The 25,261-nt window shown below is 59.6% G+C and carries 27 protein-coding genes; 13 read left to right on the forward strand and 14 right to left on the reverse strand.

Features of this window, described 5'->3' with window-relative positions; genetic code table 11:
* Position 1: 1 nt before the first annotated feature.
* The 3 genes from ACP15U_RS04395 to lptF are packed head-to-tail and all read right to left on the reverse strand — an operon-like array spanning position 2 to position 4,436.
* Complete coding sequence (locus ACP15U_RS04395; RefSeq protein WP_425043923.1) at positions 2–2,194, reverse strand: LPS-assembly protein LptD; 2,193 nt, start codon at positions 2,192–2,194, stop codon at positions 2–4.
* Positions 2,194–3,297: an LPS export ABC transporter permease LptG gene (lptG, locus tag ACP15U_RS04400; RefSeq protein WP_425043924.1), complete on the reverse strand. Its 1,104-nt coding sequence runs from the start codon at positions 3,295–3,297 to the stop codon at positions 2,194–2,196. Before lptG ends, ACP15U_RS04395 begins: the two co-directional genes overlap by 1 nt.
* Positions 3,294–4,436, reverse strand: a complete 1,143-nt coding sequence (gene lptF, locus ACP15U_RS04405; RefSeq protein ID WP_425043925.1) for an LPS export ABC transporter permease LptF — start codon at positions 4,434–4,436, stop codon at positions 3,294–3,296. Before lptF ends, lptG begins: the two co-directional genes overlap by 4 nt.
* Before the next feature lie 134 nt (positions 4,437–4,570).
* Here lptF and ACP15U_RS04410 point away from each other — a divergent pair, with 134 nt between their 5' ends.
* Both ACP15U_RS04410 and ACP15U_RS04415 read left to right on the forward strand, forming a co-directional pair.
* A complete protein-coding gene (locus ACP15U_RS04410; RefSeq protein ID WP_425043926.1) occupies positions 4,571–6,052 on the forward strand; it encodes a leucyl aminopeptidase in 1,482 nt (493 codons plus the stop codon).
* A 14-nt stretch (positions 6,053–6,066) separates the two neighbouring features.
* Positions 6,067–6,531 carry a DNA polymerase III subunit chi gene (locus tag ACP15U_RS04415; protein ID WP_425043927.1) on the forward strand — a complete coding sequence of 155 codons (465 nt, stop codon included), beginning with the start codon at positions 6,067–6,069 and terminating at the stop codon, positions 6,529–6,531.
* 11 nt (positions 6,532–6,542) lie between these two features.
* Here the strand turns inward: ACP15U_RS04415 and ACP15U_RS04420 are convergent, their stop codons facing one another.
* Genes ACP15U_RS04420 through ACP15U_RS04435 form a run of 4 tightly spaced genes read right to left on the reverse strand, consistent with a single transcriptional unit; the run spans position 6,543 to position 10,046 of the window.
* Positions 6,543–7,124 carry a retropepsin-like aspartic protease family protein gene (locus ACP15U_RS04420; protein ID WP_425043928.1) on the reverse strand — a complete coding sequence of 194 codons (582 nt, stop codon included), beginning with the start codon at positions 7,122–7,124 and terminating at the stop codon, positions 6,543–6,545.
* A gap of 54 nt (positions 7,125–7,178) precedes the next feature.
* The gene (locus tag ACP15U_RS04425) at positions 7,179–7,802 is read right to left on the reverse strand and encodes a MarC family protein (RefSeq protein ID WP_425043929.1); all 624 of its coding nucleotides are present in this window, start codon (positions 7,800–7,802) and stop codon (positions 7,179–7,181) included.
* Positions 7,795–8,190 carry an ACT domain-containing protein gene (locus ACP15U_RS04430; protein ID WP_425043930.1) on the reverse strand — a complete coding sequence of 132 codons (396 nt, stop codon included), beginning with the start codon at positions 8,188–8,190 and terminating at the stop codon, positions 7,795–7,797. The genes ACP15U_RS04425 and ACP15U_RS04430 overlap by 8 nt, the downstream gene beginning before the upstream one ends.
* Positions 8,187–10,046, reverse strand: a complete 1,860-nt coding sequence (locus ACP15U_RS04435) for an ABC-F family ATP-binding cassette domain-containing protein (RefSeq protein ID WP_425044277.1) — start codon at positions 10,044–10,046, stop codon at positions 8,187–8,189. Before ACP15U_RS04435 ends, ACP15U_RS04430 begins: the two co-directional genes overlap by 4 nt.
* A 121-nt stretch (positions 10,047–10,167) precedes the next feature.
* Here ACP15U_RS04435 and ACP15U_RS04440 point away from each other — a divergent pair, with 121 nt between their 5' ends.
* From ACP15U_RS04440 to ACP15U_RS04460, 5 genes are read left to right on the forward strand one after another with little or no spacing between them, the layout of a single operon-like run.
* Positions 10,168–10,764 (forward strand): VOC family protein, encoded by a 597-nt coding sequence (locus tag ACP15U_RS04440; RefSeq protein WP_425043931.1) that lies wholly within the window; start codon positions 10,168–10,170, stop codon positions 10,762–10,764.
* Positions 10,761–11,279 carry an N-acetyltransferase family protein gene (locus ACP15U_RS04445; protein ID WP_425043932.1) on the forward strand — a complete coding sequence of 173 codons (519 nt, stop codon included), beginning with the start codon at positions 10,761–10,763 and terminating at the stop codon, positions 11,277–11,279. The genes ACP15U_RS04440 and ACP15U_RS04445 overlap by 4 nt, the downstream gene beginning before the upstream one ends.
* Before the next feature lie 9 nt (positions 11,280–11,288).
* A complete protein-coding gene (locus ACP15U_RS04450; protein ID WP_425043933.1) occupies positions 11,289–11,969 on the forward strand; it encodes a TerB family tellurite resistance protein in 681 nt (226 codons plus the stop codon).
* A gap of 1 nt (position 11,970) precedes the next feature.
* Positions 11,971–12,984: an endonuclease/exonuclease/phosphatase family protein gene (locus tag ACP15U_RS04455; protein WP_425043934.1), complete on the forward strand. Its 1,014-nt coding sequence runs from the start codon at positions 11,971–11,973 to the stop codon at positions 12,982–12,984.
* A 39-nt stretch (positions 12,985–13,023) separates the two neighbouring features.
* Positions 13,024–13,455 carry a hypothetical protein gene (locus tag ACP15U_RS04460; protein ID WP_425043935.1) on the forward strand — a complete coding sequence of 144 codons (432 nt, stop codon included), beginning with the start codon at positions 13,024–13,026 and terminating at the stop codon, positions 13,453–13,455.
* A 27-nt stretch (positions 13,456–13,482) separates the two neighbouring features.
* Here ACP15U_RS04460 and ACP15U_RS04465 read toward each other — a convergent pair whose 3' ends face one another.
* The 4 genes from ACP15U_RS04465 to ACP15U_RS04480 all read right to left on the reverse strand — a co-directional run bounded on the left by ACP15U_RS04465 (position 13,483) and on the right by ACP15U_RS04480 (position 17,975).
* Positions 13,483–15,075 carry a Ppx/GppA family phosphatase gene (locus tag ACP15U_RS04465; RefSeq protein ID WP_425043936.1) on the reverse strand — a complete coding sequence of 531 codons (1,593 nt, stop codon included), beginning with the start codon at positions 15,073–15,075 and terminating at the stop codon, positions 13,483–13,485.
* A 51-nt stretch (positions 15,076–15,126) separates the two neighbouring features.
* Positions 15,127–15,825, reverse strand: a complete 699-nt coding sequence (locus tag ACP15U_RS04470) for an HdaA/DnaA family protein (RefSeq protein WP_425043937.1) — start codon at positions 15,823–15,825, stop codon at positions 15,127–15,129.
* A 1-nt stretch (position 15,826) separates the two neighbouring features.
* Positions 15,827–16,909 carry an AI-2E family transporter gene (locus ACP15U_RS04475; RefSeq protein WP_425043938.1) on the reverse strand — a complete coding sequence of 361 codons (1,083 nt, stop codon included), beginning with the start codon at positions 16,907–16,909 and terminating at the stop codon, positions 15,827–15,829.
* 91 nt (positions 16,910–17,000) lie between these two features.
* Positions 17,001–17,975, reverse strand: coding sequence for an isopenicillin N synthase family dioxygenase (locus tag ACP15U_RS04480; RefSeq protein WP_425043939.1), 975 nt, complete (start codon positions 17,973–17,975; stop codon positions 17,001–17,003).
* Between the two features lie 233 nt (positions 17,976–18,208).
* Here ACP15U_RS04480 and proS point away from each other — a divergent pair, with 233 nt between their 5' ends.
* Complete coding sequence (gene proS, locus ACP15U_RS04485; RefSeq protein WP_425043940.1) at positions 18,209–19,603, forward strand: proline--tRNA ligase; 1,395 nt, start codon at positions 18,209–18,211, stop codon at positions 19,601–19,603.
* 55 nt (positions 19,604–19,658) lie between these two features.
* Here proS and ACP15U_RS04490 read toward each other — a convergent pair whose 3' ends face one another.
* The gene (locus ACP15U_RS04490; protein WP_425043941.1) at positions 19,659–20,003 is read right to left on the reverse strand and encodes a hypothetical protein; all 345 of its coding nucleotides are present in this window, start codon (positions 20,001–20,003) and stop codon (positions 19,659–19,661) included.
* Between the two features lie 710 nt (positions 20,004–20,713).
* Here ACP15U_RS04490 and ACP15U_RS04495 point away from each other — a divergent pair.
* Together ACP15U_RS04495 and ACP15U_RS04500 are read left to right on the forward strand one after the other, a co-directional pair.
* On the forward strand, positions 20,714–22,045 hold the full coding sequence (locus ACP15U_RS04495; RefSeq protein WP_425043942.1) for a lipoprotein-releasing ABC transporter permease subunit: 1,332 nt from the start codon (positions 20,714–20,716) through the stop codon (positions 22,043–22,045).
* The gene (locus tag ACP15U_RS04500; RefSeq protein WP_425043943.1) at positions 22,038–22,724 is read left to right on the forward strand and encodes an ABC transporter ATP-binding protein; all 687 of its coding nucleotides are present in this window, start codon (positions 22,038–22,040) and stop codon (positions 22,722–22,724) included. Before ACP15U_RS04495 ends, ACP15U_RS04500 begins: the two co-directional genes overlap by 8 nt.
* Here the strand turns inward: ACP15U_RS04500 and ACP15U_RS04505 are convergent.
* A complete protein-coding gene (locus tag ACP15U_RS04505) occupies positions 22,708–23,145 on the reverse strand; it encodes a DMT family transporter (protein WP_425043944.1) in 438 nt (145 codons plus the stop codon). The two genes, ACP15U_RS04500 and ACP15U_RS04505, sit on opposite strands and share 17 nt — an antisense overlap.
* Before the next feature lie 113 nt (positions 23,146–23,258).
* Here ACP15U_RS04505 and ACP15U_RS04510 point away from each other — a divergent pair, with 113 nt between their 5' ends.
* Genes ACP15U_RS04510 through ACP15U_RS04520 form a run of 3 tightly spaced genes read left to right on the forward strand, consistent with a single transcriptional unit; the run spans position 23,259 to position 24,520 of the window.
* Positions 23,259–23,663, forward strand: coding sequence for a c-type cytochrome (locus ACP15U_RS04510; RefSeq protein ID WP_425043945.1), 405 nt, complete (start codon positions 23,259–23,261; stop codon positions 23,661–23,663).
* Between the two features lie 52 nt (positions 23,664–23,715).
* Positions 23,716–24,120 (forward strand): c-type cytochrome, encoded by a 405-nt coding sequence (locus ACP15U_RS04515; RefSeq protein ID WP_425043946.1) that lies wholly within the window; start codon positions 23,716–23,718, stop codon positions 24,118–24,120.
* A gap of 4 nt (positions 24,121–24,124) precedes the next feature.
* Positions 24,125–24,520, forward strand: coding sequence for a c-type cytochrome (locus tag ACP15U_RS04520; RefSeq protein WP_425043947.1), 396 nt, complete (start codon positions 24,125–24,127; stop codon positions 24,518–24,520).
* A 54-nt stretch (positions 24,521–24,574) separates the two neighbouring features.
* Here the strand turns inward: ACP15U_RS04520 and ACP15U_RS04525 are convergent, their stop codons facing one another.
* Complete coding sequence (locus ACP15U_RS04525; RefSeq protein ID WP_425043948.1) at positions 24,575–25,255, reverse strand: hypothetical protein; 681 nt, start codon at positions 25,253–25,255, stop codon at positions 24,575–24,577.
* Between the last annotated feature and the right edge of the window lie 6 nt (positions 25,256–25,261).

A 25,261-nucleotide genomic window follows, 5' to 3' on the forward strand; every position in this document is an offset into this window, starting at 1 on the left:
CTCAGGATTGTCCGCATGATCGCCTGTAATTCTTCTCTCTGCTTTCCACGGCAAAGCCGCTGAGTGCGATGCTAAAGCCGAAATCTGTCGTCGGCTCAAGACTTGTCGACGAGGTATAGCGCCGGTTTATGGAAATATCGACCGTGACACATTCGTTGCGGTAGATCACCCCCAACCCTGCTCGAGTCGCGCGTGCCTCCTGAATGTCATAGCGCACATTTGCGCTGGCGTGCCAGTTCGGGTTGAATTCGTAGGCTCCGTCGAACCACAGTTCGGACACTTCGGTGTTGCGTCCCTCGGCCGGATCACGGCCCTGCCAGATATAGGTCGAGGAAAGCCGCGACGTTTCATTCTGCCAGTCACCACGAAGTTCGGCCTTAGAAAAATTGAACTTGTTGTTGAGCAGTCCCCGGGCAGTAAGCGCCAGTTCGTCGGTCAGGCGAAACTGTCCGGCCAGCAATACATCCGACGAGGTGCCGGAAAGGCCTGAGGATTTGGTGAAGTTCGGGTCGGCATTTTGCCGGAACACCTGTCCGATGGTGGCCAGAGCGGACCAACCGTTTGCATTGTAATGCGCCCAGTTGAGACCCACCACCGCAGTTGCCCCGTCCTCTCGCCGGTCGGGGGCGGGAAACCGCGATAGTGATAGCAGGTTGCCCTGGTCGAATTCGACGAAATTGCTTTCGTCATTGGGATTGTCCTGTCCGGAAACACGCGTGTAGCCCAGCTGAACAATTGGCTCGAGGAAATGCGTTCCGCCTTCGGTGCCCATGGTCATCGGGTAGCGGAATGTCATTGCTGCGCGTGGCGTGTGCCGACTGCTTTTGGTCGGATAGTTGCTGTCATCCGATACGTCAAAGACATCGCCGGAAAACCCCAGTTCCACGTCGGTTCTGAGCCCTGCATCGAATGTCCAGTGTCGCCGCCAGGCCACGTCGACCGTCGCCCGTGCAACATCACGACCGATGACGTCAGCCGAGCTTGTTCGTTCGTGGGAATGGGTATCGAGCCCCAATCTGAACTCGCCGCCGATCGCATTCGGGAAAAGACGGTGCTCATAGTTGATGTCGCCGATCGACGAGGGAATCAGGTCGTCATCTTCGCTGTCTCGTAGTGACTTGTAGTGGATCAAACCAACGCGGAAGGCGCTGTCTCGTTTGATTCTGTTGACCGACAATTCACTGCGCAGCCGGTCCTGATCGGGCAACCCGTAGTCGACAAGATAGGCGTTGTCAGAGGTGGTCTTGATATCGAAATCAAGATTGAAGTCATTTGCCAGATTGAACCGACCCCAGCCGAACAGATAGCCCCGATTTTCGCCAGGCAGCAGATCGTCGCGCGTATGCGCGCCGTTGAATTCTATGCGGCCGCGGCGGAATGCCTGCCGATAGCGGAAATCCAGCGTGCGCGTCTTTGAGGACACGTATGGCGAAAGGGTCAGATCCTTGTCATCGCCAAGGCGGAAAAAATACGGAACCTTGATACCGGTTCCCAACCGCGACGTCGTTCTGACTGAGGGGATCAGGAACCCGGTGGCCCGTTCCAAGGTCGGGTCGGGCAGGCGGATACCGGGGAAATAGAACACCGGAACATCGAGAACCCGGAATTGTGCTCCTTCAAAATACAGCTGCCGTTCCAGCTGGTCATGCGTGACCTTCTGAGCGCGAATCTGCCAGATCGGTGGGCGGCCATCTTCGCACACATGGCAAGAGGTAACCGAGGTTTTGTAAAGTTGCGTATAGCGTCCGCCAACGCGCGTCATTTGCAGCGCGGCCAATTGCAGCTGCTGGTCGAAAACCATGCGGGCTCCGGTCAACAGCCCGTTCTGCAACCCCTCATCCATTTCTGCCGCATTCGCCAGCACGATGATCTCGCCACCCTGGTCGATCCGGATCGGTCCCTCGATGGTCAACTTGCCAGTCTCACGGTCAAAGGTGATCTTGCGGGCAGTCATTCTTGTGTCGCCCTGATAGGCTTCGACGTTGCCCTCGGCGATCAGCCGGCGCTCAGGTGTGATGAAAACCTGATCGGCCACGAGAATCGCCGGCGGTTGTTCTTCGGCCTCAGGGTCGGCCTGTGTTGGGGCGGGTTGCGGCTGCGTGTCCCGAGGTGTCGTTGTCGACTGGGCTACAGCAGATGCGGAAAAGGAGAGGATTGCCAGAATAGACAGTATCGGCAGCGTGAGAGACCGCATCAGCCGTCCTCCGCGTGCAGAAGCAGGCCGAGTGTCAGCATGATCGCGGCAACCGGCGGCGCCCATGCCGCGAGCGAAATCGGGATCTGGCCGTTCTCTCCGAGAATCTGGGCAAAGTTGCGCACAAAATACAGGGTAAACCCCAGAAGAACGGCGGCCAGAACCGCAAAGCCCGTGCCGCCGAACCGGGCATGGCGCATTGTGAAGGCCGCTCCGACCAGAACCATGGCAACTAAGAACAATGGACGGGCAAGCGCGGCCTGATAGGCGACTTCGTATTGCTTGGTCGAAAACCCGGCCTGCCGTAGATCGGTGATCGTCTTGGGCAGATCGTAGATCGAGATCCCCTTGGTTGCGCCAAGGCTGTCGCGAATCCGCTCTTCGGTCAGCGTTGTCGGGATACGCAGTTCGACATGGGTCGCAGAGGTGACTTCGGGGTTCAGGCCGGCGGTCAGCGGCCAGACCTTTGCCCGCCTCAACACCCAGTCGTTGCCTTCCAGCGAAGCGCTGTCCGCGATGATCCTGCGAATTGGCCCGCCCTTGGGCGCATAGGTCAAAATGGTCACGTCAAACAGGGTCGGGCTTTCCTCGCCACCTCCATAACCGGTTGCGTGAATGACCGATTGCCCGCTTGGGCTGCCTTGCCTGAGCCACAGGCCCTCACCCGATATCGACAGAACCGACGGTCCTCCGTTTCGATAGGTATCTGCCAACGCCTGATAGCGGTTTGACGTTGCCGCAACGATCGGGTTGAGCGTGCTGACCGCCAGTCCGCCAATCATCAGCGCCACGACAACCGGCGCAACCAGCGCCCGCAAACCCGATCTGCCGATAGCCCGGGTCACCACCAGCTCGCTTGACCGGGCCAGACCGATGAACAGCACGATGGTCGACAGGATCATCAGCAGCGGCAGGATCTCGTCCATAGCGGCCGGGGCGTTCAGCAGGGTCAGCTGGAACAGCTTGCCAAAACCGACGTCGTATCCTTCGAAACGCCGCAATTGTTCGATCATGTCAATCAGCATGATCAGGGTCATGAAGACCGCACCGATCAGCAGGAAGCTCTGGATGAATCGTCGGGCGAAATACCGGTCGAGGATCATGACGTCGCCTCGCGATTTCTGCCGAATACAGATCGCAGAACGATCCGCAACGGGCGTGATGCCGTGGACATGAACAGGCTTGCAATCATCAAACCTAGGATGGTGGGCAGATAAACGAGGGGCCAGAGCTTGTGGTTTTCCAGAACGGGTTCAGTAACGACCCCGCGCAGAGTTTCCAGAATGACGAGAATGATGAACGCAACAAAAGCTTGCCGCCAGACGCCAAAGCGCGAGAAACCACCCAGAAGCAGCGTTGAATAGCCGATCAGCGTTACCGCGATGCAGACCAAAGCGCGGGCAAAGCGCAGGTGAAACTCTTCAGCCAGCTGGCCAAGGCTGTAGCCGTCCTGTTTCGAGACAGCTTCGGGGTCCCGCAGCATTTCCAGCGAAGGGATTTCGCGTATCGACCGCCGCGTGCGCTCAGACTTTTTTATCAGGTTGCTGATGTCATAGGAGAAATCGGCGAACAATGTGGTCGACAAGGTGCGGTTGTTGTTGTCCAGCCTCTGTGCAAGCCCGTCGACAATGATCAGATTAGTCTGATCTTCGTTGCGGACAAGAAATGCACGCTCTCCGGTATATGTCACGCTTTGTTCCGGGTCGCGCCGGTCCGACAGGAAAATGTCGCGGAGGGTGCCATCCGGTTCGATTTGCCGGATATAGAAGGTCACACCGTCTGCCGGGTGCAGGAAATCGCCTTCGCTCAACAGCCGGGCTGTGACGTTGCGGGCCACCTCCGCTTCACGTTCTGCCAGACGGGTGATCGAGGCCGGCAGCAGGAAATGGGTCAGCACGCTCATCATCGCCGCCGCCACAAGGCCAAAGGCCAGCGCAGGTCTGGCCAAGCGCCACGGAGAGGAACCCGTGGCCTGCATGACGGTCAGTTCGCTGTCCGAGTTCAGCCGGTTCGTGACATAGACCGAGGCCGCAAAAGCCGCCAGCGGCAGCACCATGCGAATGAGATTCGGCAGCGCCAGCGCGGTGAATTCAAGAAACACCAGAGCCGACTGGCCGTCGCCGATCAGCCGGTCGAACAGCACAACCGCCCGGTTGACCCAGAACACGGCAACCAGAATCAGGGCAAAAAATCCGAAAAACAGGAGAAATTGCGACAGCACGTATCTGTCGTATCGTGACACTGCGATCCCCCCGGAACCTGCCGTTTCTTTTGGCGCGACCTTAATGCAATTGGGGGCCGGGGAAAACTGCTATCTGGCCAAAGTGGGGGCGGCACGTTACCTCTTGGCGCAACAGATCTTTCGAGGAGCGTCCCATGAGCAGCCCGACCCCCATCCGTTTCATTTCAACCGAGCTTGAGGACATGGCCAGCGCCACTGGCCGCGTCGCGGTGATCGTCACGCCCGAGGGCAAGATGGATCCTGCAGCGCGCCGGGCCAACCGCCTTACGAAAGGAGCGTTGAAACGGCTTTTGGACAGCCCGCGGTTCGCAAAGGCAAAGACCGGTCAGGTGATTTCGCTTGGCTGGCCGGCTGGTATGGTGGCCGAAGCTCTGGATGTTCTTGTTCTGCCGCGGCGCACAAGCGACATCGAGGCGCGCAAGGCCGGTGCCACACTGGCAAAACTTCGCGGTGACAAGGCTTTGCTGGTGATGTCCGGCAACATGACCCGCGCCGCCGATCTCGCGATGGGAATTGCCCTTCGGTCCTATGATTTCGATGCACACAAGACTGTGAAAGAGGATGCTGCGAAAGAAACCGGCGAGGTTTTGATCGCACATTCCCGCCCCGAGGAGATGGAGACCGGGCTGGTGCCGCGCCGGGCCGTGGCCGAGGGCGTCCACATGACCCGTGATCTTGTGAATGAGCCGGCCAACGTGCTGACCACCACGAATTTCGCCGACCGTCTCAAGGAGATGGAGGCGCTGGGCCTTGACGTGGAGGTGCTGGACGAGGCGGCGCTGGAGAAACTCGGCATGCGCACATTGCTGAGCGTGGGGCAGGGCTCGGACAGCCCCTCCAAAGTTGTCGTGATGCAATGGAAGGGCGGTGACAAGGATGCCGCGCCGCTGGCTCTGGTCGGCAAGGGCGTAGTGTTTGATACAGGTGGGATCTCGTTGAAACCAGCCGGTGGCATGGAGGATATGACCATGGATATGGGCGGTGCCGCCGTGGTTGCCGGCACCATGCGTGCTCTGGCCCTGCGCAAGGCCAAGGCCAATGTTGTCGGTCTGGTCGGACTGGTCGAAAACATGCCCTCGGGCCGCGCGACCCGTCCCGGCGATGTGGTGAAGTCGATGAAGGGAGACACAGTCGAAATCATCAACACTGACGCTGAGGGCCGCCTCGTTCTGTGCGATGTCATGTGGTATGCTCAGGACCGGTTCGCGCCAGCCGGAATGGTGGATCTGGCGACCCTGACCGGGGCGATCATTATCGGGCTAGGTCACGAAAACGCGGGCGTTTTCTCGAACGAAGACAGCTTCTGCAACGCCTTCCTCAAGGCGGCCGGGGCCGAGGGCGAAGGCGCGTGGCGCATGCCTTTGGGCAAGGCCTATGACGACATGCTGAAATCCCGCATCGCTGATATGAAGAACGTGGGTGGTCGCCCGGCGGGCTCGGTCACGGCCGCACAATTCCTTCAGCGTTTCGTCAAGGACGGCACACCGTGGATCCACCTTGATATTGCCGGTGTGGCTTCGGTTAAGTCCGAGACCGATTATGCGCCCAAAGGCGCGACGGGCTGGGGTGTCATGGCGCTCGACCGTCTGGTCCGTGACCGTTTCGAAGCCGAGTAGATCCTGAATCGCCGATGGGAGCCGCTTATTTCTATCATCTGACACGTGCCCCGATGGAGCAAACCTTGCCGATGCTGATCGGCAAGGCTCTGGGTGCGGGATGGCGCGTATCGGTGCGCGGAACCGACGCCGGGCGGCTCGGCTGGCTCGACGAAAAGCTCTGGTCTGGACCCGAGGACGGTTTTCTGCCGCACGGGATGGCGGGCGGTCCGCATGACGCGGACCAGCCGGTTTTGCTGACCACCGGGCAGGAGGTGCCAAACGGTGCCACCTGCGTTATGAGCATTGATGGCGCGGAGATTACTGCCGACGAAGTTCAGGCGATGCAACGCGTGTGCATCCTGTTCGACGGTCATGACGAACAGGCAGTGCAACATGCCCGCAGTCAATGGAAAACCCTGAGCGATTCAGGCTGTGCAGCCCAATACTGGTCAGAAGAAGGAGGGCGCTGGGAGAAGAAAGCGGAAACCGGTGCCTGACACTGACGCACTCAACGGGTCAATGTCAGCTTGCCTGATGAGATCTCGATTTTTTCCCAGAGCTGCAGGTATGACATCCCGAGCAGGGACTGGTCCATGTCGCCCTGATTGACCCAGGCGCGCACGCCTGAGTCCGTGTAAGGGCCGACGGAAACGTTCTCAAGCCGGACAGGGGCTGTTCGAACCTCTCCGTTCGCGGTCATTGCGCGTCCGAAATAGGTAAGCTGATCGGTGTCGATCCCGATGCGTGCCGCGTCTTCTCGTGACAAAACGACCTGGCTGGCGCCGGTATCGACGAGAAATTCCAGCGGTTTTCCATTAACCTCGAGACGCATGTAGAAATGTCCGTCCTGCCCGCGGGGCAATTCGATCCGGTTGCCTTCTGAAACCATGCGCTGGGCCGGGCTGATCGTGTGCCGGATATCCTCCCAAACACCGATCGCGGCAATGACGCCGACAAAAATCAAGACCCAAGCCAATGCCATCTGAACGGTCCGCCCAAGCGACTGTCGGTGGCCCGTCACAAACCAGAACAGAACGGCACAAAGAAGGATTACCAGATAAGCGGCATTTCCGATCTGCCAGTCTTCCATATGCGAGGCTCCGGTTGTTTGGTTGCGGACTTGCCTGATTACATGGTGGCCGGACTACATCCCGGCAATACCGAAATCGTGCAGACCGGACAGAATGAATTGCACAGCAAGGGCCGCCAGAAGCATACCAAGAAGGCGTGTGACCACATTGATCCCGGTCTTGCCCAACAGACGCGCCAGCAATTCGGATGCGAGATACAGGGCCAAAACCACGGCGATCACTGCCAGCATCACCAAAATCACGGTGGCCAGACCTTCGATGCCCGGATGCTGACCGGCAAGGAGAATAACGGTGGCAATCGAGCCCGGTCCGGCAATCAGTGGAATGCCCAGTGGAAACACCGACGGATCTACATGCTCTTCCTCCTCGGCGCTCGACTCACGGCGCTTGGTCCGGCGCTCGAAGAGCATGTCCATTGCGGTCAGAAACAACAATACGCCGCCGGCAACGCGGAAGGCGGGCATGGAGATGCCGACAAACCCAAGCAATGCCTCGCCGAAGGCGGCGAACATGGCGAGGACCCCTGCGGCGGTGGCGCAGGCGCGGATTGCCACTTTACGCCGGGTTGCCGGATCCATGTCCTGAGTGAGGGCGACAAACAGTGGTGCCTGCCCTGGCGGGTCAATGACCACGAACATTGTCGTGAATGCGGTGACGAGAAAGGCCAGATCAGTCATCGCCATGTGCCCTTTGCAAGATCCGCAACGCCTCCAGCGCCCTTTCGGCAAGATCTGCCGGCACAAAGACATGATCATGGTGGAACGCGGCGACGACGTTGGCCGGGATATCCACCTCAGCCAAGGCGTTTGACACCGCGGCTGTCAGCCCGACGCCATCCAACGCTGAATGAATCTTTAGGGTGATGCACCGCATTGGCTGCGACCCGGCAGGCGCAACCTCCAGAGGCAGGATCAGGGACACCCCTTCGGTCTCATCAAAACTGCCAATTGCTTCGGCGGGAATGACGCTGCCCGATGGCAGATGGGCAAAGGCAAAAACGCCGGGCCGCAGATCCGGATTCATGCCGGAAATCATGTCGTCCCTGTTGCCGACAGGTGTGCTCATACCATTTGCTCCGCGGCTTCCAGCTTTTCCTGCGCTTCCATCCACAGGGTTTCCGCGCGGTCCAGCCCATCCATTAGTTCGGCATGTTTTCTCTGCCAGCCCGGCAGCTCGTGTTTGCGGTCGGAATACAGCGTCGGGTCGGCGAGTTTTTCGTCCAGTTTTATCTTCATATCCTGAAGTTTTTCAAGGCGTTGTTCGCACTTCCTGACTTCCGAGCGCAATGCAATAATTTTGTCTCGAGAGGGCTTGGCAGGCCGTGGCGTCTCCGGTTTGGCTTCGGCTCTCCGGGCTGGTTTTTCGCGCGTCAGCAGGAAGCTGCGATAGGCCTCCAGATCACCTTCATAGGCCTTCACAGTGGCATCCGACACCAGCCAGAGCCGGTCTGCAACGAGGCTCAGAAGATGCATGTCATGGCTGACAAGGATTACCGCGCCAGAATAGGCCGTCAGAGCTTCAACCAGCGCCTCGCGACTTTCGATATCAAGGTGGTTCGTCGGTTCGTCGAGAATGAGAAGGTGCGGTGCCTCAAGTGTGGCGATGAGCAGTGAAAGGCGCGCTTTCTGCCCTCCGGACAACCGGCCTACTTCGGTTTCGGCCTGCGCGGCACCGAGCCCGAACCCGGCAAGTCGCGCCCGCCATTGCGCCGGCGCCTCGTCGGGGCGCAGGCGGCGCAGGTGATCGAGCGGAGTTTCGTCGACGTAAAGCTCATCGACCTGATGTTGCGCAAAATATCCGATCCGCAGTTTCGAAGACCGCGTCATCTTCCCCGCCATCAGCGGCAGCCGGTCGCTCAACAGTTTTGACAGAGTCGACTTGCCTTGACCGTTCTTTCCCAACAGGGCAATGCGGTCGTCCTGATCGATGCGCAGGTTCAGCCGTTTCAGAACTTCAGTTTCACCATAACCGGTCACGCCGCCCTCGATCTGGATGATCGGCGGCGACATCTCCTCGGGCTCCGGGAAGGTGAAGGCGCGCAAGGCGGCCTCCTGCGGCGAGGAGATCGGCTGCATCCTTGCCAGCGCCTTGATCCGCGATTGCGCCTGCTTTGCCTTGTCGGCCTTGTACCGAAACCGGTCCACATAGGATTGCAGATGGGCGCGGCGCGCTGCCTGCTTCTTAGCCATTGCTTCAGCTTGGGCCAGACGTTCCTGACGTTGGCGGGCAAACTGGTCGTAGGGGCCTTGATAGAGGGTAAGTTTGCGGTCTTCCAAGTGCAGGATAGACCCGACCGCGCGGTTCAGAAGCCCGCGGTCATGGCTGACGATCACGACGGTATGCGGGTATCTGGCCAGATAACTTTCCAGCCAAAGTGCACCTTCGAGGTCGAGGTAGTTGGTCGGTTCGTCGAGCAACAGCAGGTCGGGTTGAGAGAACAGAACCGCCGCTAGAGCAACCCGCATACGCCAACCGCCAGAGAAATCCCGGCACGGTTGCAATTGCTCATCGTCATCGAACCCGAGCCCTTTTAGAATCGAGGACGCACGCGCCTCGGCCGACCATGCATCGATATCGGCCAGCCGGGTCTGGATTTCCGCAATGCGGGTCGGATCGCTGGCAGTCTCGGCTTCGGCCATTAGCGCGTTGCGTTCAGTGTCGGCGGCCAGAACTGTGTCGAGCAGCGACGTGTCGGATGCTGGTGCTTCCTGCGCGACTCCGCCTATGCGGGCCTGTCGCGGCAAAGAGATCTCACCGGTTTCCAATGCGATCTCGCCGCGGATCAGGCGAAACAGTGTTGTCTTTCCGGTGCCGTTTCGCCCCACCAGCCCAACCTTGTGGCCGGTGGGAATCGTCGCGCTGGCAGTGTCAAAAAGCGGGCGCCCTTCCACGGCATAGGTAATATTTTCGATCCTCAGCATGGTCAGCGGTGTGGCGCAGGCCGGTGTTGCTGTCAATCGGTGAAGGGAATCGGGATCCTGCGCCTTTTTTGTTGTTCCCTCGCGTCGTGTCTGTAGTTTGGCAGCAGCGAGGGAGCGCGTGATGGAACTCGATCATCTGGCAGTTGCAGGACGGACACTGGATGAGGCCACAACCCATGTCGAAGAGGCGTTGGGCGTCTCAATGGTGCCGGGCGGAAAGCACGCGCATTTCGGTACGCACAACCGATTGCTCGGATTGCAGGGGGGGCTCTATCTTGAGGCTATCGCAATCGATCCTTCGGCACCACCGCCCGAGGACGCCCGCTGGTTCGATCTTGACCGGTTGCAAGGTGGGCCGCACCTGCGCAATTGGATCTGCCGGGTTCAGGACTTTTCGGCCGTTCCCGAGGCTGCCGGAACACCTGTTTCCCTCAGACGAGGCGATCTGCGGTGGCAAATGGCCGTGCCGGAAACCGGTATTCTGCCGTTCGACAATCTGTATCCGGCGCTGATCCGCTGGCAGGGCAGGTTGCACCCGGCGGAATTGCTGCCCGACTCGGGTTGTTCCCTGCGCCGCCTGCTGGTGTCACATCCCGAAGCCGAGGCGCTGCGCGCTGCAGTAGCCCGGCTGACCGACGGGCGCGTGGTTCTGACCCGCGGTCCGGCGGGATTGCGGGCGGAAATCGATACCCCACACGGGTTGAGGGTGCTGGAATGATCCGACCGGCCCAGGCAGGGGATGCCAAGGCAATTGCTGACTTCTGGAACCCTCAGATCCGCGAGACGATGATCACGTTCAGCAGTGTTGAGAAAACTCCGGAAGAAATCGCATTGATGATCGACCACAGGCCCATCTTTCTTGTCGCCGAACTGGAAGGGCAGGTTGTCGGCTTTGCGACTTATCGCCAGTTTCGCGGAGGAATTGGATATGCCCGCACGATGGAACATACGGTGATCCTTGCGCCGTCTGCACGTCAGCGCGGGCTGGGCCGTGCCTTGATGCGCGAAATCGAAGCCCATGCCAAAGCCGCCGGAGCCCATACGATGATTGCCGGCGTCAGCAGTGGCAACCAAGATGCGCGCGCGTTTCATGCCGCTCTGGGGTATGACTACGTGGTTATCTTGCCCGAAGTCGGTCAAAAATTCGAAAAATGGTGGGATCTTGTGCTGATGCAGAAATTTCTCTCGCCCCGCGTGTCGGAAGGCGCTGACATCGGCAATAGCTCTGGCTAGGGTGGCGGCATGTCTCTCTGGACCCGGATAGCTGACGCAATCGAAGCCCTGCGGCAGGGCGAAAGCCTCGGCGAGGTTTTCGAACGCTTGCGGACCCCTCCGCAGCGCAGCGTGGCCTTTGCCATCGCGGTCATCGCCCTTGGCGCCAAGATGGCCAAGGCTGATGGTCTGGTGACCCGTGACGAGGTCACGGCCTTTCGTGAGGTTTTCCAGATCGCCCGCGAGGACGAGGAAGGAGCGGCGCGCGTGTTCAACATGGCCCGCACCGATGTCGCCGGATACGAAGACTATGCCCGGCGTATCCAGCGCATGTTTGCCAATGATCCCTCTACCTTGTGTGATCTGATGGAAGGCTTGTTCCATATCGCGATGGCCGATGGATTCTATCATCCGGGCGAGAACGAGTTTCTCGAGGTCGTGGCCGGGATATTTGGCCAGACCGATCAGCAGTTTCAGGCGCTGAGAGCCCGTTTCGTTCCTGATGCTCCGAATGATCCCTATACCGTTCTGGGTGTCGATCCCAGCATGTCGCGGGAAGAGATCCGCAAAATCTGGCGGCAGCTGGTGCGCGATACCCACCCCGATGCAATGATCGCCCGTGGCGTACCGGAAGAGGCCATTCGCCTTGCGGAAAAGCGAATGGTTGACATCAATCGCGCATGGGATGAAATCAACGGGGCCGGCGCCTGAAATGCGGTTGGCCACGTATAACGTGGAGTGGTTTGCCAACCTGTTCGACAAACGCGACCGGCTACTGGTCGATGATGAATGGTCCGGGCGGCAGGACGTCACCCGCGCCCAACAGATCGAGGCCATTGCCAAGGTTCTGACGGCGCTGGACGCTGATGCGGTTCTTGTTGTCGAGGCTCCAAACACCGGTCGCACTCAGGATACCGTGCGGGCGCTGGAAAGCTTTGCAAAAATGTTCCAGCTCCGCACGCGCAGCGTGGCGATGGGGTTTGCAAACGACACGCATCAGGAACTGGCGCTTTTCTATGACCCGGATCAGATAGAGGTGCGACATGACCCGATAGGAGCTGAAACCGGCCGAAAGGGGAACAGCGATGCCCCCCGGTTCGACGGTGTTTTTCGGATTGATCTTGACATTGATGCGACCGAAGATCTGGTGCGATTTTCCAAGCCTCCAATTGAGCTTGCGGCGCAAACCTCATCTGGAATGGCGCTGCGCCTGATTGGCGCGCATCTCAAATCCAAGGCGCCACACGGCGCCAGAACCCGGGATGAGATCCTCAGTGCATCGATCGCCAACCGGCGCAAGCAGCTGGCACAGGCGGTCTGGCTCAGGATGCGTGTCGAGGATCATATTGCGGCAGGTGAGCATGTGATCCTGATGGGCGATCTCAATGACGGTCCGGGACTCGACGAATTCGAACATCTCTTTGGCCGGTCATCGGTCGAAGTGCTGCTTGAGGCGGGGTTATTCGATCCGCATGCTGACCGGGCACGGCGTCCAAGGCCCGGCGCGGTGCCGTCGACCGCCCGGTTTCAGCTTCCGGGCGAGGCGCGGTATCTCAATGCATTGCTTGACTACATCATGATCTCCGACAGCCTGCGCGCCCGTCGCCCCGTCTGGCGGATCTGGCATCCTTTCGAGGATGTCGAATGTTATCGAATGCCGGAACTGCGCGAGGCGCTGCTTACCGCTTCGGACCATTTTCCGGTAACCCTCGATATCGAAATCTGACACTTAACCAGCGACGAAACAGCACCTATATCACTTGCCATGAAACAGATTTTCGTCGCCGTGACCGCCTTGACCATTGCGTTTCCTGCCTTTGCCGAGGCGCCAAAGCAGGGATCGGAACAGGATCAACCATCTGAGGGCAAGTCCCTTATGGAAGAGGGGATGGAGCTGTTCTGGGAAGGATTGCGCAAAGAAATGTCGCCGGCCATGGAAGACCTGCAGGATCTCGCCCGGCAGTTTGGCCCAACGATGCAGGATTTCATGTCCGAGATGGGCCCGGCATTGGGGAAGTTGGCAGAAGAGGTCAAGGATTGGAGCGCCTATCATCCGCCTGAATTCTTGCCCAATGGCGATATCATCATTCGCAAGAAAACCGAGCTGGAACCACCAGAAGAGGCCCCCGACGCAGCGCCGGACTCTGAGGACCAGCCCGACGACGCGCCGACCACCGATATGGGCACCGATATCTGAGTCGGATATGGACCGCTCAGGTCAGGCTCACGTCTTGCCCGGCCGGTTTTTCTTGAAACGAACTTCAAACTCTGCTTCCAGCGAATCCGCCAACGCGCCGAGCCGGGCCTGTGCCACTTCGCCGTAGAGTGGTTCGGCCTCAGGCGGCAGCGTAAGTTTCAATCGCCGCTTCTTGGGTTGCCAGTGGAGCTCACCCAGAGGTCCATCTGTCCGCATCCACAGCATGGCGCCAAACCGCATCGCTTTTCCGAGGATTTCGGCCGCCTTGGCATCTTTCTCGTCCAGCAGGTTGTAGAGCGGCTGGAATCGGTCACCAACGCGCTTGTTGCGATAGCGATGCTGTAGTGCAACGCCCAGAAACACCCGCTCCGAATGCTTCAGACCACCAAGATTGGCCCGGGTTGCATTGTCAAAGCAGATTTCGGCCCGATAGTCAGGATGGGCGCGCCAACTGACGTCGTGGAGCAGGCAGGCCGCGCGCACCAGCCGCGTCTTTGAGGGTGGTGCGGATTTGAAGAGCGGCATGAGAAAATCGTAAAGCTGAGTGCCGAAACCGGGCAGCCGGGCGTCCTTTGCCTCGGCAAAGTGACAGGCTTCGATCAGGGGGTCGCGGTCCCGCAAACGCTGCGGCATCTGGTCATACAGAAGCCCTTCGCGGATACCATAGCTGGAAACAGCGATGTCCTTTGGTTTGAACACCCGGATCAAACGCATCAGCACGTCGATGGCAAAGGGCACCAGCGCGGCACGGGCCGAAGAAACCCCGGCTTGTCCGCGCAGCTCTTCCAGATCGTTCTGTTCGATGTAGCGGGCCGTCTTCTGGATGTCCGCAATCGACATGCGGTATTCGTGCAGCACCCGAAGCGGGTAGTCGCGCCGAACCATGTCAATCCGGGCGATGGCCCGCCAACTGCCTCCAACAAGGAACAAACGGTCACGCTGCGGCCCAAGTTGCCCGCGTAATTCCTCCATCACCGATTTGATCTGCGCCTTGCGTCCCCGCCGTCCGCCGGGGATGTCCCGCAGCTTGAGCGGGCCGAGGTCCGAGGTGATGCGCTTGCCGACCTGTCCCTGTCCGATCTCGGCCAATTCCATTGAGGAGCCACCGATATCGCAGATCAGCCCGTAAGCGCCGGGCCAACCCAACAACACACCTTGTGCCGACAGCCGGGCTTCCTCCCGCCCGTCGATGACCTGAATCACAAGCCCGGTTTCGCGCAACACCTCGGCGCAGAACTCCGGACCGTCTTCGGCATCGCGAACAGCTGCGGTTGCGACCACGCGCAGGGGAGGCAGGTCCAGGCCCCGGGCAATATGTTGAAAGCGGTTCAGGGCCGATATTGCACGGGTGCGCCCTTGGGGATTGAGGCGTCCGGTTTCCGACAAGCCCGCGCCTAGCGCACACATGATTTTCTCGTTGTAGAAATAGGCTGGCGATCGTGCCGCACCGTCGAACACAACCATCCGGACCGAGTTCGATCCGACATCGACCACGCCAACATGGCTCAGGGCTCGTGCGCCGGGATCATCGAATAACGGTCTGCCGAATGATCCCCAGTCGGGGGTGCGGTCAAGTGCCGGAGCGGGCTCGGAAATTCCGTTGGCCATATCGGGGGTCATGTCGGTCCCTATGTGATCTGCCCGGCAGGATGCAAGACGGTTGGGCAGGGGTCAATCGTCGTCAGCGGTCTGAATGCTCTGTTGCCCTGCGCCCAAAACGCGCGCCGCAAAGGTTCGGGTAATCGGCCTGCTTTCAGCCAGCGCAATCCGGTCAAGATCTTCGACGATGCCGGCGGCGTGATCGAAGGCGCGGTCCATGTGGCGGACGAGGTACGAGATCACCTCGGGTTTCGGGTTTAACTGGCGGTCGGCAAACAGTTTGGCCAGTACGGCGGCCAGCAACGCATCGTCCGGTGGATTCAGCGCAACATGATGTGTGCCCTGCAAACGGCTTTGCAGGTCGGGCAAGGGAAGGGCCCAATGCGTAGGATCCCCGCGGCCAGTCAGAAGCAGCGTATGACCTTCGGCAAGAACGAGATTGTGCAGGTGGAACAGCGCGGATTGGGCCTCTGGCGTGCCCGCAATGTCCGGGACATCCTCGACGGCGACATGCCCCTTGGCGAGATCCGGGACCATATCGCCAGTCAATGCCGCGGCAGAAACTATCCTGGCGCCGCGCTGGCTGGCCCAAACATGGGTCAGGTGCGTCTTTCCCGATCCGGTAGGACCGCTCAACACCAGTTTGTTGCCGGGCCACGCCGTGGCCGCGTCGACAGTCGCCACGGCCAGCGCGTTGGCAGGAGAGACGAAGAAATCCTCTCGCCCCAATGCTGTTTTGGCGGGCAAGTCAAAGCTTAGCTGCTCGGCCATTTTACTCGGCGTCTCCGCTTGCTTCCACCTGACCGGAGCTACCCTTGTAGAGCGGACTTCCGAGATAGTAATTGACGGCAAATCTGGCCAGAACGCCCAATGCGGCGGCCACGGGGACAGCAATCAGCATTCCGACGAACCCAAACAGGGCTCCGAACACCGACAGGGCCAGCAGCAGCCAGACTGGATGCAGGCCGACCGAATTGCCCACCAGCTTCGGTGTCAGGAAATTGCCTTCGGTAATCTGGCCGATTACGAAAATACCGGCGACAAGGCCGATCTGGGCCCAGTCTCCCCAGAACTGGAACAGGGCAAGCCCGATCGCCAGCGCCCCTCCGATCATCGCGCCCAGATAGGGGATGAAGGTCACGAGCCCGGCGATGAACCCGACGATGAGCCCGAATTGCAGCCCGACGGCCATCAGGGCAACGGCGTAATATGTGCCAAGGATCAGGCAGACGGTGCCCATGCCGCGCACGAAGGACGCCAGAACGCTGTCGATTTCTTTGGCCATTTGGCGAAGGACCGGAGCGGGGTCGCGGGGCAACAACTCGTCGATCCGTTCGATCATGCGATCCCAGTCCAGCAACAGGTAAACCGCGACAACCGGAACGATCACCATCAGAACCACCACGTTGATTGCCGACCCCAGCGAGGCGACAACAGATTGCAACACCTCGGCGGATTTCTCCTTGAAGGTATCTGAAAACGAAAGCAGCACCTGATGGGTGCTCGATTCCCTGTCCAGCAGTGACGGAAACCGGGTTTCAAGGAATGTACGGAGATCCCGGAACAATTGCGGCAGGATCTCGATCAGGTCGACCAGCTGGGACACGAGCGCAGGCACCACCGCCACAACAATGACGACAAACAACACGACCGACGTGACCGTGATCAGCGCAGTGGCCGCTACCCGTGACAGCCCCAACCTTTCCAGTCGGTCGGCGACCGGGTCGATGAAATAGGCAATAGCCCCTCCGATCACGAAGGGCAGCAGCACATCTCCCAGAAGCCAGAGCACCAGGATGAAAATTGCGGCAGCTAGCCCCCAGTATCTGAGCTGGGTCTGGACGGGGAGGGCCATGTACGGGCTCCGGATGTTGTCGTTTGTGCCCTACACATCGCCCATGAGACATTCCGGCGCAAGGCTCCTTGTCGGGTGTCGGGGGGCGTTCCTAAGGGTGCAGGGTTCCAAGCTCCGGCGTGTCCGCATTTGCGCTTTCATCCGGCCAGTTCGTGCGCCAGATTTCGACGGACCAATGGTCGCTGCGCACGGCCGGCCGGTCAAAGCCGGGTTTTGGCTTGACCACAGGTTCGATCACGACGTCGTACCGGGGAACTGCAAAATAGGGAAACGAGTATCTTTCCCGCCCGGACAAGTTGACGACCCGGTGCGGGGTCGACACCAACTGTCCGCCGGTCCACAGTTCCAGCATGTCGCCGATATTGACTACGAATCCGTCTGTCGGGCAGTCGGGGGTGATCCAGTTTCCATCGCGGGTCTGAATCTCCAGACCGCCAACAGGATCAGGAGCGATGATTGTCAGGGCGTCGGTATCCTTGTGCGGGTGGATCCCGAAACCAGCCTCATCCGGCGCCTGTGGCGGGTAATGCAGCAGGGTCATGTTGGTCAGCGGGTTGACAAAAGCGTCCCGAAACAGCCCGTCAGCCAGACCGAGGCCCTCCTCCAGAGCGCCCAAAAGCAGATCGGCAATTTTGTCCATCTGTTTCCAGTAGGTCAGCAGAACCAGCTTTGCATGGGGCACGTCACGCGGCCAGATGTTCGGCCCGTGCAGGAAACACTCATCAAAAACGGCCGCATCCGGGCTGATCTCGTGATGGAGCTTGTATCCTTCGTATCGGTCTGCGGTGCCGGTTCCGTCATTGGGCGCGAAAAACCCCAAGGGGACGTATCCACGGTAGTTATTCCGGGTAATCGCCTGATCCCACTTTGCTTTTTCGCTGACCGAAAAAATGTCGCGAACCGTTTGCCTGACCTCGTCAACCAGATCGGGAAAAACCTCGGTGCCAGTAATCGACAGGAAACCCACCTCGGAGAAAGCATCCATGATCTCCGCGATGACAAACGGGCGCAGAGGGTCGGACGGATGGCGCAAAGGTGAGATGTCTACTGTGGGTATTTCCTGCATGGGCAGAACCTCATTGAATGACCCGCGCAGGGACCAAGCCGGTTTTCCATACTGCGCTGGCGATGTTTCGTCAGGTTTCTTCCTGTCAGCGGAGAGGTCAATCGGAAAACGAAACCCTCGGTCCGGAAATGATCGCCCCAACACCGTGGATAGGCTGCAATGGCCGATTGCCTGTCGCGCAGGGATGGCTTAGACCGCTGCAAACCGCTCATTTGCAGACGAAGAGAGAGCCGATGCGCCTGACCCGTTACTTCCTGCCTGTTCTGAAGGAAAACCCCTCTGAAGCCCAGATTGTCAGCCATCGGCTGATGCTGCGTGCCGGTATGATCAAGCAGGCTAGCGCCGGGATCTATTCCTGGTTGCCACTTGGCCTCAAGGTGCTGCGCCGGATCGAACAGATCGTTCACGAAGAACAGGCGCGCGCCGGCCACCTTGCGATGCTGATGCCGACCATCCAATCGGCGGATCTATGGCGCGAAAGCGGCCGCTACGATGCCTATGGTGCCGAGATGCTGCGCATCACCGACCGTCACGAACGCGATATGCTGTTCACACCCACCGCCGAAGAGCTGATCACCGATATCTTCCGTTCCCATGTCAGCAGCTACAAGGACTTGCCGCTGACCATGTACCAGATCCAGTGGAAATTCCGCGACGAGATCCGCCCGCGTTTCGGCGTAATGCGTGGGCGCGAGTTCTACATGAAGGATGGCTACAACTTCGACCTCACCAAAGAGGACGCGCTGCACGCTTATAACCGCCATCTGGTGAGCTACTTGCGCACCTATGAACGGATGGGTCTTCAGGCGATCCCGATGCGCGCCGATTCCGGCCCGATCGGTGGTGACGACACCCATGAGTTTCTGGTTCTGGCTGACACGGGCGAATCCGAAGTTTTCTATGACAGCGCAGTAACCGACATCCGCCTTGGCGAACGCGAGATCGACTATGACAGTGTCGACCAGTGCCGCGCTGTAATGGAGGAGTTCACTTCGCTTTATGCGCGCACCGACGAAACCCATGACGCGGCCAGATTCGATGAGATTCCCGAAGAGCGCCGCCGCGTGGCGCGCGGGATCGAGGTCGGGCAGATCTTCTATTTCGGCACCAAGTATTCCGAGCCGCTGGGCGCAACGGTTCAGGGACCGGACGGGAAATCGACCCCGGTGCATATGGGCAGCCACGGCATTGGCGTTTCCCGGCTTGTGGGCGCTATCATCGAGGCCAGCCATGACGACAATGGCATCATCTGGCCCGAAGGGGTGACGCCGTTCCATTGCGGGATCGTGAATTTGAAACAGGGTGATGCACAGGCCGACGAGGCATGTGAAAAACTCTATGCTTCGCTGTCGGCATTGGGGCTCGAACCGCTCTATGACGATCGCAACGAACGGGCAGGGGGCAAGTTCGCGACGATGGACCTGATCGGGTTGCCGTGGCGGATCACGGTTGGACCGCGCGGGCTCAAAAACGGGGTAGTGGAATTGACCTGCCGCCGCACCGGCGAAAGCGAAGAGCTGAGCCCGGAAACGGCCGTTGCAAAGGTGGCCGAGATCTACGCGACGCACCACCCGCATCTGCAGAAGGATGAGCCAATGGCCGGCCGGTCCTTCCACACATGGCTCTGATAACCGGCAGATTCTGAACTCGACGACCCGCCCGACCTATCCGGGCGGGCGTGATTCAAACTTGACCGCGTGCGGTTCCTTCCGGCGGATGACGCAGTATTTCGCCATCCGCCCGGTCCCCCGGCAATGGTAATACGGTCAGTCTCCCCATCCGTGCGACAAGCTCTCGCATGCTGATTCCAAGAAACCGAAGGCCACAAACACGGGCGCCGTTTTCGCGGTCGGTCAGGCAAAGGCGACCGCCGCGAATGCTCAGGCGGTATCCTTTGTCTCGCATCACATCGATAAGCGCGGCCCATGTTTTTGACGTTTCGAAATGCGGCAGGATCGAAGCCCTGAGAAGCGCGGCGGTTTCACAATCGAGTTCTGTAGCGGCCGTTCGCCGGCTTTCGGTTGCCACTAATGGCTCCCCGACTGTGTGAGGGTCGTTTTGGTTGTGCCTTGTCCCGTCCATCTGCGCCTCGCTTTCCACTGGTCACCAGTGTTTCTCAGTGCAAAATCGCTGTAGGAAAAAGCGTGCAGAAGATTCATCAAAAAATCAAAAACTAGGCAGAAATCTGTTCATAAAGTGTCAGATTCAGTTGCATTTTGGACTCAATAGGGTTGGATTCCCGGCATTGTTTCCAGATCGGATGAGGCGACATGCGGGGAACAATTGAATGGACATCAATACCGACAGGAAATCTGGACCGGTTCTTGCCGGTCGATCCATGCCGAAACGGCCGCCACCACAGTGCGAAACAACTGCTGAGACGTTCTCGTGTTTTTGGGGGGTAGTCCGGAGCGGCGTAAGTCGCCGCTCCGGACCGGAAAAGTGCTTGGTGCTAAAAATTCTTGTTGAGCCCGAATACTCGCTCTGTGCAAAATTAGGCTAACCCCACTTTCCTCGAACCCGATGCCAATTCGCGTTTTCATGGCAAAACCGCCGAAAATTGTGCTGCGATCGTGGCCAATGCTTTGCAAAACGGGGCAACTGTTTTGAAAGCGGCTGATTCCGCGCTCCGAATCCCATGCCGACAATTGATTTTGCAATCGCGACAGATCGGAAATCGGGTTGACCACAGGGCGCGAAACGAACAGGGTCCGGCGAAATCAGAGATGAGAGGCTCAATGGCCCGATCCCCGACACCCCCCGGAGCCAAGGACAAGGCCCGGACTTTATCCCCGAAACCCTTTGCGCCGTTCGAATGGATGATCGCCTGGCGCTATCTTCGCGCGCGCCGGGCCGAGGGGGGCGTCAGCGTAATGACCTGGATTTCACTGATCGGGATTACGCTGGCTGTTTTTGCCCTGATCGCAACGCTGGCTGTACGATCGGGATTTCGTTCGGAATTCGTTGGCACCATTCTTGGCGCCAACGCCCATGTGACGATCTATAGCGGCGGCGAGGTCATACCGGAAACCGGGCGCATTGACCGGACTATCAGCGACTATGAGGGCATGGCTGCAAGGATTGCCGATGTTCCCGGGGTCGTCCGGGCAGCGCCCATAGTGCGGGGGCAGGTCATGGCCTCGCAGCGTGACCGCAACGCCGGGGTCGAGGTGTTTGGAATTGCCCATGCCGATCTGATGACCCTGCCGGGTGTGGCCGAAAGCGAAGACGCCTATGGGGATTTGTCCCGGTTTCCGGAGGGCATCGCGCTGGGGTCCGGTGTTGCCCGGGAACTTGGCGCAGCAGTCGGTGACCGTATCAAGCTGATTTCGCCGAACGGCGTAAAAACAGCCTTTGGGACCAGTCCGCGGATCAACGCCTACGAGGTCGTCTATGTTTTTAACACGGGGCGATATGACATCGACCGGACACGCGCATATCTGCCCTTGTCCGAGGCGCAGTCTTTTTTCAACCGCGAGGGCAGGGCGGACGAGATCGAAGTGATGGTCGCCGAACCTGAGGCGGTAGACGGCTTGGTCTTCAACGTCACAAAGGCGGCCGGTGAGCTTGCCCGCGCGTGGACTTGGCGGGATGCCAGTGGTGGGTTCCTGCGCGCGCTCGAAGTCGAGGACAATGTGATGTTCATCATCCTCTCGATCCTGGTTCTCATCGCCACCATGAATATCGTTTCGGGTCTGATTATGTTGGTCAAGAACAAGGGACGTGACATCGGCATTCTGCGTACGATTGGTCTGAGCGAGGGTTCGATCCTGCGGGTCTTTTTCATATGCGGCGCGGTCACGGGCGTCGTCGGAACTGCCATCGGTGTCGCGCTGGGGTGTCTCTTTGCAATCTACATCGACCCGATCTTTTCCTTTGTAAACTACGCGATGGGCGGCGGTGTCTGGGATCCCGCGATCCGGGGCATCTATGCACTTCCGGCGGAACTGCACCTTTCAGACGTGATGAAGGCGGTGGGCTTGTCCCTAGGTCTGTCGTTTCTTGTCACCTATTTCCCGGCTCGACGTGCGGCCCGGATGAACCCGGTCGAGGCGCTGCGTTATGAGTGAAGCGATCCTCAAACTCTCTGATCTGAGCAAGACATATCTGCCCGGCACACCTGGCGAAGTTCAGGTTCTGCGCGGGGCTGACCTGATAGTCACACCTGGCGAAACCGTTGCGCTTGTGGCGCCATCCGGGGCCGGAAAGTCCACGCTGCTGCATATTGCCGGTCTGCTGGATACACCTGACAAGGGACGGGTCGAAATCGCCGGGCAGGATATGACCGGGCGCTCGGATCGCGTGCGCACACGGACCCGGCGGCAGGATGTCGGTTTCATTTACCAGTTTCATCACCTGCTGCCCGAGTTCACGGCGCTAGAAAACATTGTCCTTCCACAGCTCGTAAACGGTGTAGGCGAGAGTGCTGCCGTCGATAGGGCGCAAGACCTGCTGTCCCGTGTCGGGGTAGGGGATCGTGCAAGCCACAGACCGGCCGCGCTGTCGGGAGGAGAGCAACAACGCGTCGCCTTTTGCCGGGCGCTGGCCAATGCGCCGCGTCTGCTTCTGGCGGATGAGCCAACCGGCAACCTTGACCCGGCTACATCCGATCAGGTGTTCGACGCCTTGATGGAGCTGGTGTCAGGCACTGGACTGTCGGCGCTGATAGCTACGCATAATATGGACCTTGCCGCCAGGATGGATCGGGTTCTGCGACTGGAAAACGGACAGCTTATGCCAGCTGAGTGACCGCGACGCCAAGCGCCATGATCCCGATCCCTGCCGCGCGCATTGCTGTCAACGGGCTGACCTGTGCACCGAACAACCCGTAGTGGTCAATTGCTGCGGCGCTGATCAACTGTCCGATCAGCACGAAGAAAACCGCGTTTCCAACTCCGAAATGCGGGGCCACATGGGTGATCGACAACACGTAGAATGCAACCAGCAGACCGGCAAGAAACAGGTGCTTGGGCGCTCCGCCCAGTTTCGACAGGGCCTGTGGCCCGGTAACCAGAAACAGCAGCAGCACCGACGCGCCGAACGCCACGGCAAACAGCACGACCCCCGCGGCTGTGGGCGATCCGATCAACTTGCCCAGTGCGGCATTCAGGGCCGCCAGTATCGGGATGCCGACCCCCGCGGCCAGCATGATCAGAGCATAATGCGTCATGGTGTGTCGACCTTCCCGTCCTGTGCGCTTGATCTGGATCATTGCGCCGAAGCCGGGTGCAGGCAAGCCTGCCGAGGACAGGCAAACCAAGAAAATTCAATGCGGACCGCATGATGAAGGCATACATGATCCTGCTTCCGGCTTGCGCGACTCTGGCGCTTGCAGCCTGCGCCTATCCGCTCGGCACCCCATCTGGCGCCTCGCTCTACCGGCAGAACTGCGTTAGCTGTCACGGCCCGGATGGCGCAGGAGATGGTGAGCTGGCAGCAACATTGCCACGCCCGCCAGCCGATTTGCGCAGGCTCGCGGCGGAAAATGGCGGTGTTTACCCGGCCGAACAGGTCATGGCTGAAATCTACGGCTACCGCGGCAAAGACTTGCAGGGCCTGATGCCAGAGTTTGCGCCACTTTTTGATGGTCCGGAGGTCACATGGACAGCCCCCGACGGGCGCAGGATTGCCACACCAGCCGCGTTGTTGGCGCTTTCGGATCATGTCAGATCGTTGCAGGTCAACTGACGCTTGCAGTGATCGCCTGGACAGAACAGACTGCTCAAACAGGAGACTACCAATGAAATCCCAACTTCCCCTTGCTGCCACCTTGATGCTGGCTATGACATCCCCGGCGGTTGCGCAGGATCCCGAAGTCGGGGCCGACCTGTATCGCACCCATTGCGCCACCTGCCATGGTGTTGACGGAGCAGGCGACGGGCCAATGGCGGGTGTGCTGGTGGTTCCGCCTGCGGACCTGACACTATTGTCTGCGGGCAATGACGGCGTTTTTCCGACCGAGCGTGTGGTCAAACGTATCGATGGGCGTGATCCGCTGGTCAGCCATGGCAGCCCGATGCCGGTCTATGGGTTCTTCTTTGAAGGCAACGACAAGGCCACGAAAACTCCGACAGGTCAGCCGGTCCTGACGTCAGCACCGATTGTCGACCTGTTGGAATACCTGCAAACCCTACAAGGCGGTTAAGTATATGCGTCCGATTTTCCTGTTTGCCTCTCTCGTCGCGATGGCTGGCTGTGCCGCAGATCCGGAAATGCCGACCCCGTCCGAAGGCGAACAGATCTATGCCGAGAATTGCACGGCATGTCATGGGTATCGCGGCGAAGGCGCGGCATTGATCGGCGGCCAGACTGCGCCTGACCTGACCCGGATTTCCGCTCGCAATGGCGGCGAGTTTCCGAGGGCGCAGGTTCTGTCCCAGATAGATGGCTATGGCCGGGGCAAGGTTTCCGATACAGTCATGCCAGAATTCGGAACCCTGCTCGAAGGCGAAACCGTTCCGGTCGAAGTGGATGGCACCATGACACCGACGCCGCGGCCTCTGGCGGCGCTTCTGAGCTATCTGGAAAGTATTCAGCAGCCCTGATCTGAGCGCGTCACAAGCCAAGTCTGCAGGGCCACCTCCGACACGGCAACCGGATTAATCGCAAATTCCCTTCAACGCGGCATCCTTCCACGGCAGATAAACATCGCTGCGGCGGGATTGCGGCAGGTCGGTAATCGGCATGACTTCGGCAAGCATTGCATGCAGCCTTTTCGTCCTTGCCGCGCCCGGTGCAAGGGCGCGGCAGCAGACATATTCTTCGACGATCGAGCCTTGCTGCTCATAGCCGTAACTCAGGAAATCGGCGGAATTGTCCAGATCGAACAGATAGGGATCCTCGTCACCGCCGTGCTCGGCCGCAGCCCGAAGCGGGTGGTATCCGGTTTTGCTCCGGTTCTGCCATTGCCAGACATGGGTCAGTTCATGGGCCAGCAACATGCCCTCGACCAGATAAAGCTGGTCAGGAAAAGAGGGCATGTAATTGTCGACGTACCAGTCCTTTGAAAAATAGACCTTGTTGAACAACGCCACCGCGGCGGGTTTGGCGGTGACGATCTCTTCTTTCTGAGGCGGCAGGATGCGTTCCCGGCAGGTCACGCGCGGACGGGCCTCGCGGCGAAACGTGACCGACCCGACCGGGGCGCCGCGAACCAGCCGCACCCGTTCGAGATCCAGCCCCGCGCCGAGGATTTCCTCGGCAAAGCCCAATTCTGAATCGGTAAGCGGACGTCCGCAACCGGCCACAAGCAGAACAAGGCAGAGGAACCGCAGGATCATGGGCAA

This window comes from Primorskyibacter sp. S87, assembly GCF_049801055.1.
Lineage (GTDB): Bacteria > Pseudomonadota > Alphaproteobacteria > Rhodobacterales > Rhodobacteraceae > JBNAGF01.

Bases quoted from the DNA above. Each gene is read 5' to 3' on its own strand.
- ACP15U_RS04395 (WP_425043923.1), bottom strand. From the start codon at position 2,194: ATGCGGTCTCTCACGCTGCCGATACTGTCTATTCTGGCAATCCTCTCC.
- lptG (WP_425043924.1), bottom strand. From the start codon at position 3,297: ATGATCCTCGACCGGTATTTCGCCCGACGATTCATCCAGAGCTTCCTG.
- ACP15U_RS04410 (WP_425043926.1), top strand. From the start codon at position 4,571: ATGAGCAGCCCGACCCCCATCCGTTTCATTTCAACCGAGCTTGAGGAC.
- ACP15U_RS04415 (WP_425043927.1), top strand. From the start codon at position 6,067: ATGGGAGCCGCTTATTTCTATCATCTGACACGTGCCCCGATGGAGCAA.
- ACP15U_RS04420 (WP_425043928.1), bottom strand. From the start codon at position 7,124: ATGGAAGACTGGCAGATCGGAAATGCCGCTTATCTGGTAATCCTTCTT.
- ACP15U_RS04425 (WP_425043929.1), bottom strand. From the start codon at position 7,802: ATGACTGATCTGGCCTTTCTCGTCACCGCATTCACGACAATGTTCGTG.
- ACP15U_RS04430 (WP_425043930.1), bottom strand. From the start codon at position 8,190: ATGAGCACACCTGTCGGCAACAGGGACGACATGATTTCCGGCATGAAT.
- ACP15U_RS04435 (WP_425044277.1), bottom strand. From the start codon at position 10,046: ATGCTGAGGATCGAAAATATTACCTATGCCGTGGAAGGGCGCCCGCTT.
- ACP15U_RS04440 (WP_425043931.1), top strand. From the start codon at position 10,168: ATGGAACTCGATCATCTGGCAGTTGCAGGACGGACACTGGATGAGGCC.
- ACP15U_RS04445 (WP_425043932.1), top strand. From the start codon at position 10,761: ATGATCCGACCGGCCCAGGCAGGGGATGCCAAGGCAATTGCTGACTTC.
- ACP15U_RS04450 (WP_425043933.1), top strand. From the start codon at position 11,289: ATGTCTCTCTGGACCCGGATAGCTGACGCAATCGAAGCCCTGCGGCAG.
- ACP15U_RS04455 (WP_425043934.1), top strand. From the start codon at position 11,971: ATGCGGTTGGCCACGTATAACGTGGAGTGGTTTGCCAACCTGTTCGAC.
- ACP15U_RS04460 (WP_425043935.1), top strand. From the start codon at position 13,024: ATGAAACAGATTTTCGTCGCCGTGACCGCCTTGACCATTGCGTTTCCT.
- ACP15U_RS04465 (WP_425043936.1), bottom strand. From the start codon at position 15,075: ATGACCCCCGATATGGCCAACGGAATTTCCGAGCCCGCTCCGGCACTT.
- ACP15U_RS04470 (WP_425043937.1), bottom strand. From the start codon at position 15,825: ATGGCCGAGCAGCTAAGCTTTGACTTGCCCGCCAAAACAGCATTGGGG.
- ACP15U_RS04475 (WP_425043938.1), bottom strand. From the start codon at position 16,909: ATGGCCCTCCCCGTCCAGACCCAGCTCAGATACTGGGGGCTAGCTGCC.
- ACP15U_RS04480 (WP_425043939.1), bottom strand. From the start codon at position 17,975: ATGCAGGAAATACCCACAGTAGACATCTCACCTTTGCGCCATCCGTCC.
- proS (WP_425043940.1), top strand. From the start codon at position 18,209: ATGCGCCTGACCCGTTACTTCCTGCCTGTTCTGAAGGAAAACCCCTCT.
- ACP15U_RS04495 (WP_425043942.1), top strand. From the start codon at position 20,714: ATGGCCCGATCCCCGACACCCCCCGGAGCCAAGGACAAGGCCCGGACT.
- ACP15U_RS04500 (WP_425043943.1), top strand. From the start codon at position 22,038: ATGAGTGAAGCGATCCTCAAACTCTCTGATCTGAGCAAGACATATCTG.
- ACP15U_RS04505 (WP_425043944.1), bottom strand. From the start codon at position 23,145: ATGACGCATTATGCTCTGATCATGCTGGCCGCGGGGGTCGGCATCCCG.
- ACP15U_RS04510 (WP_425043945.1), top strand. From the start codon at position 23,259: ATGAAGGCATACATGATCCTGCTTCCGGCTTGCGCGACTCTGGCGCTT.
- ACP15U_RS04515 (WP_425043946.1), top strand. From the start codon at position 23,716: ATGAAATCCCAACTTCCCCTTGCTGCCACCTTGATGCTGGCTATGACA.
- ACP15U_RS04520 (WP_425043947.1), top strand. From the start codon at position 24,125: ATGCGTCCGATTTTCCTGTTTGCCTCTCTCGTCGCGATGGCTGGCTGT.
- ACP15U_RS04525 (WP_425043948.1), bottom strand. From the start codon at position 25,255: ATGATCCTGCGGTTCCTCTGCCTTGTTCTGCTTGTGGCCGGTTGCGGA.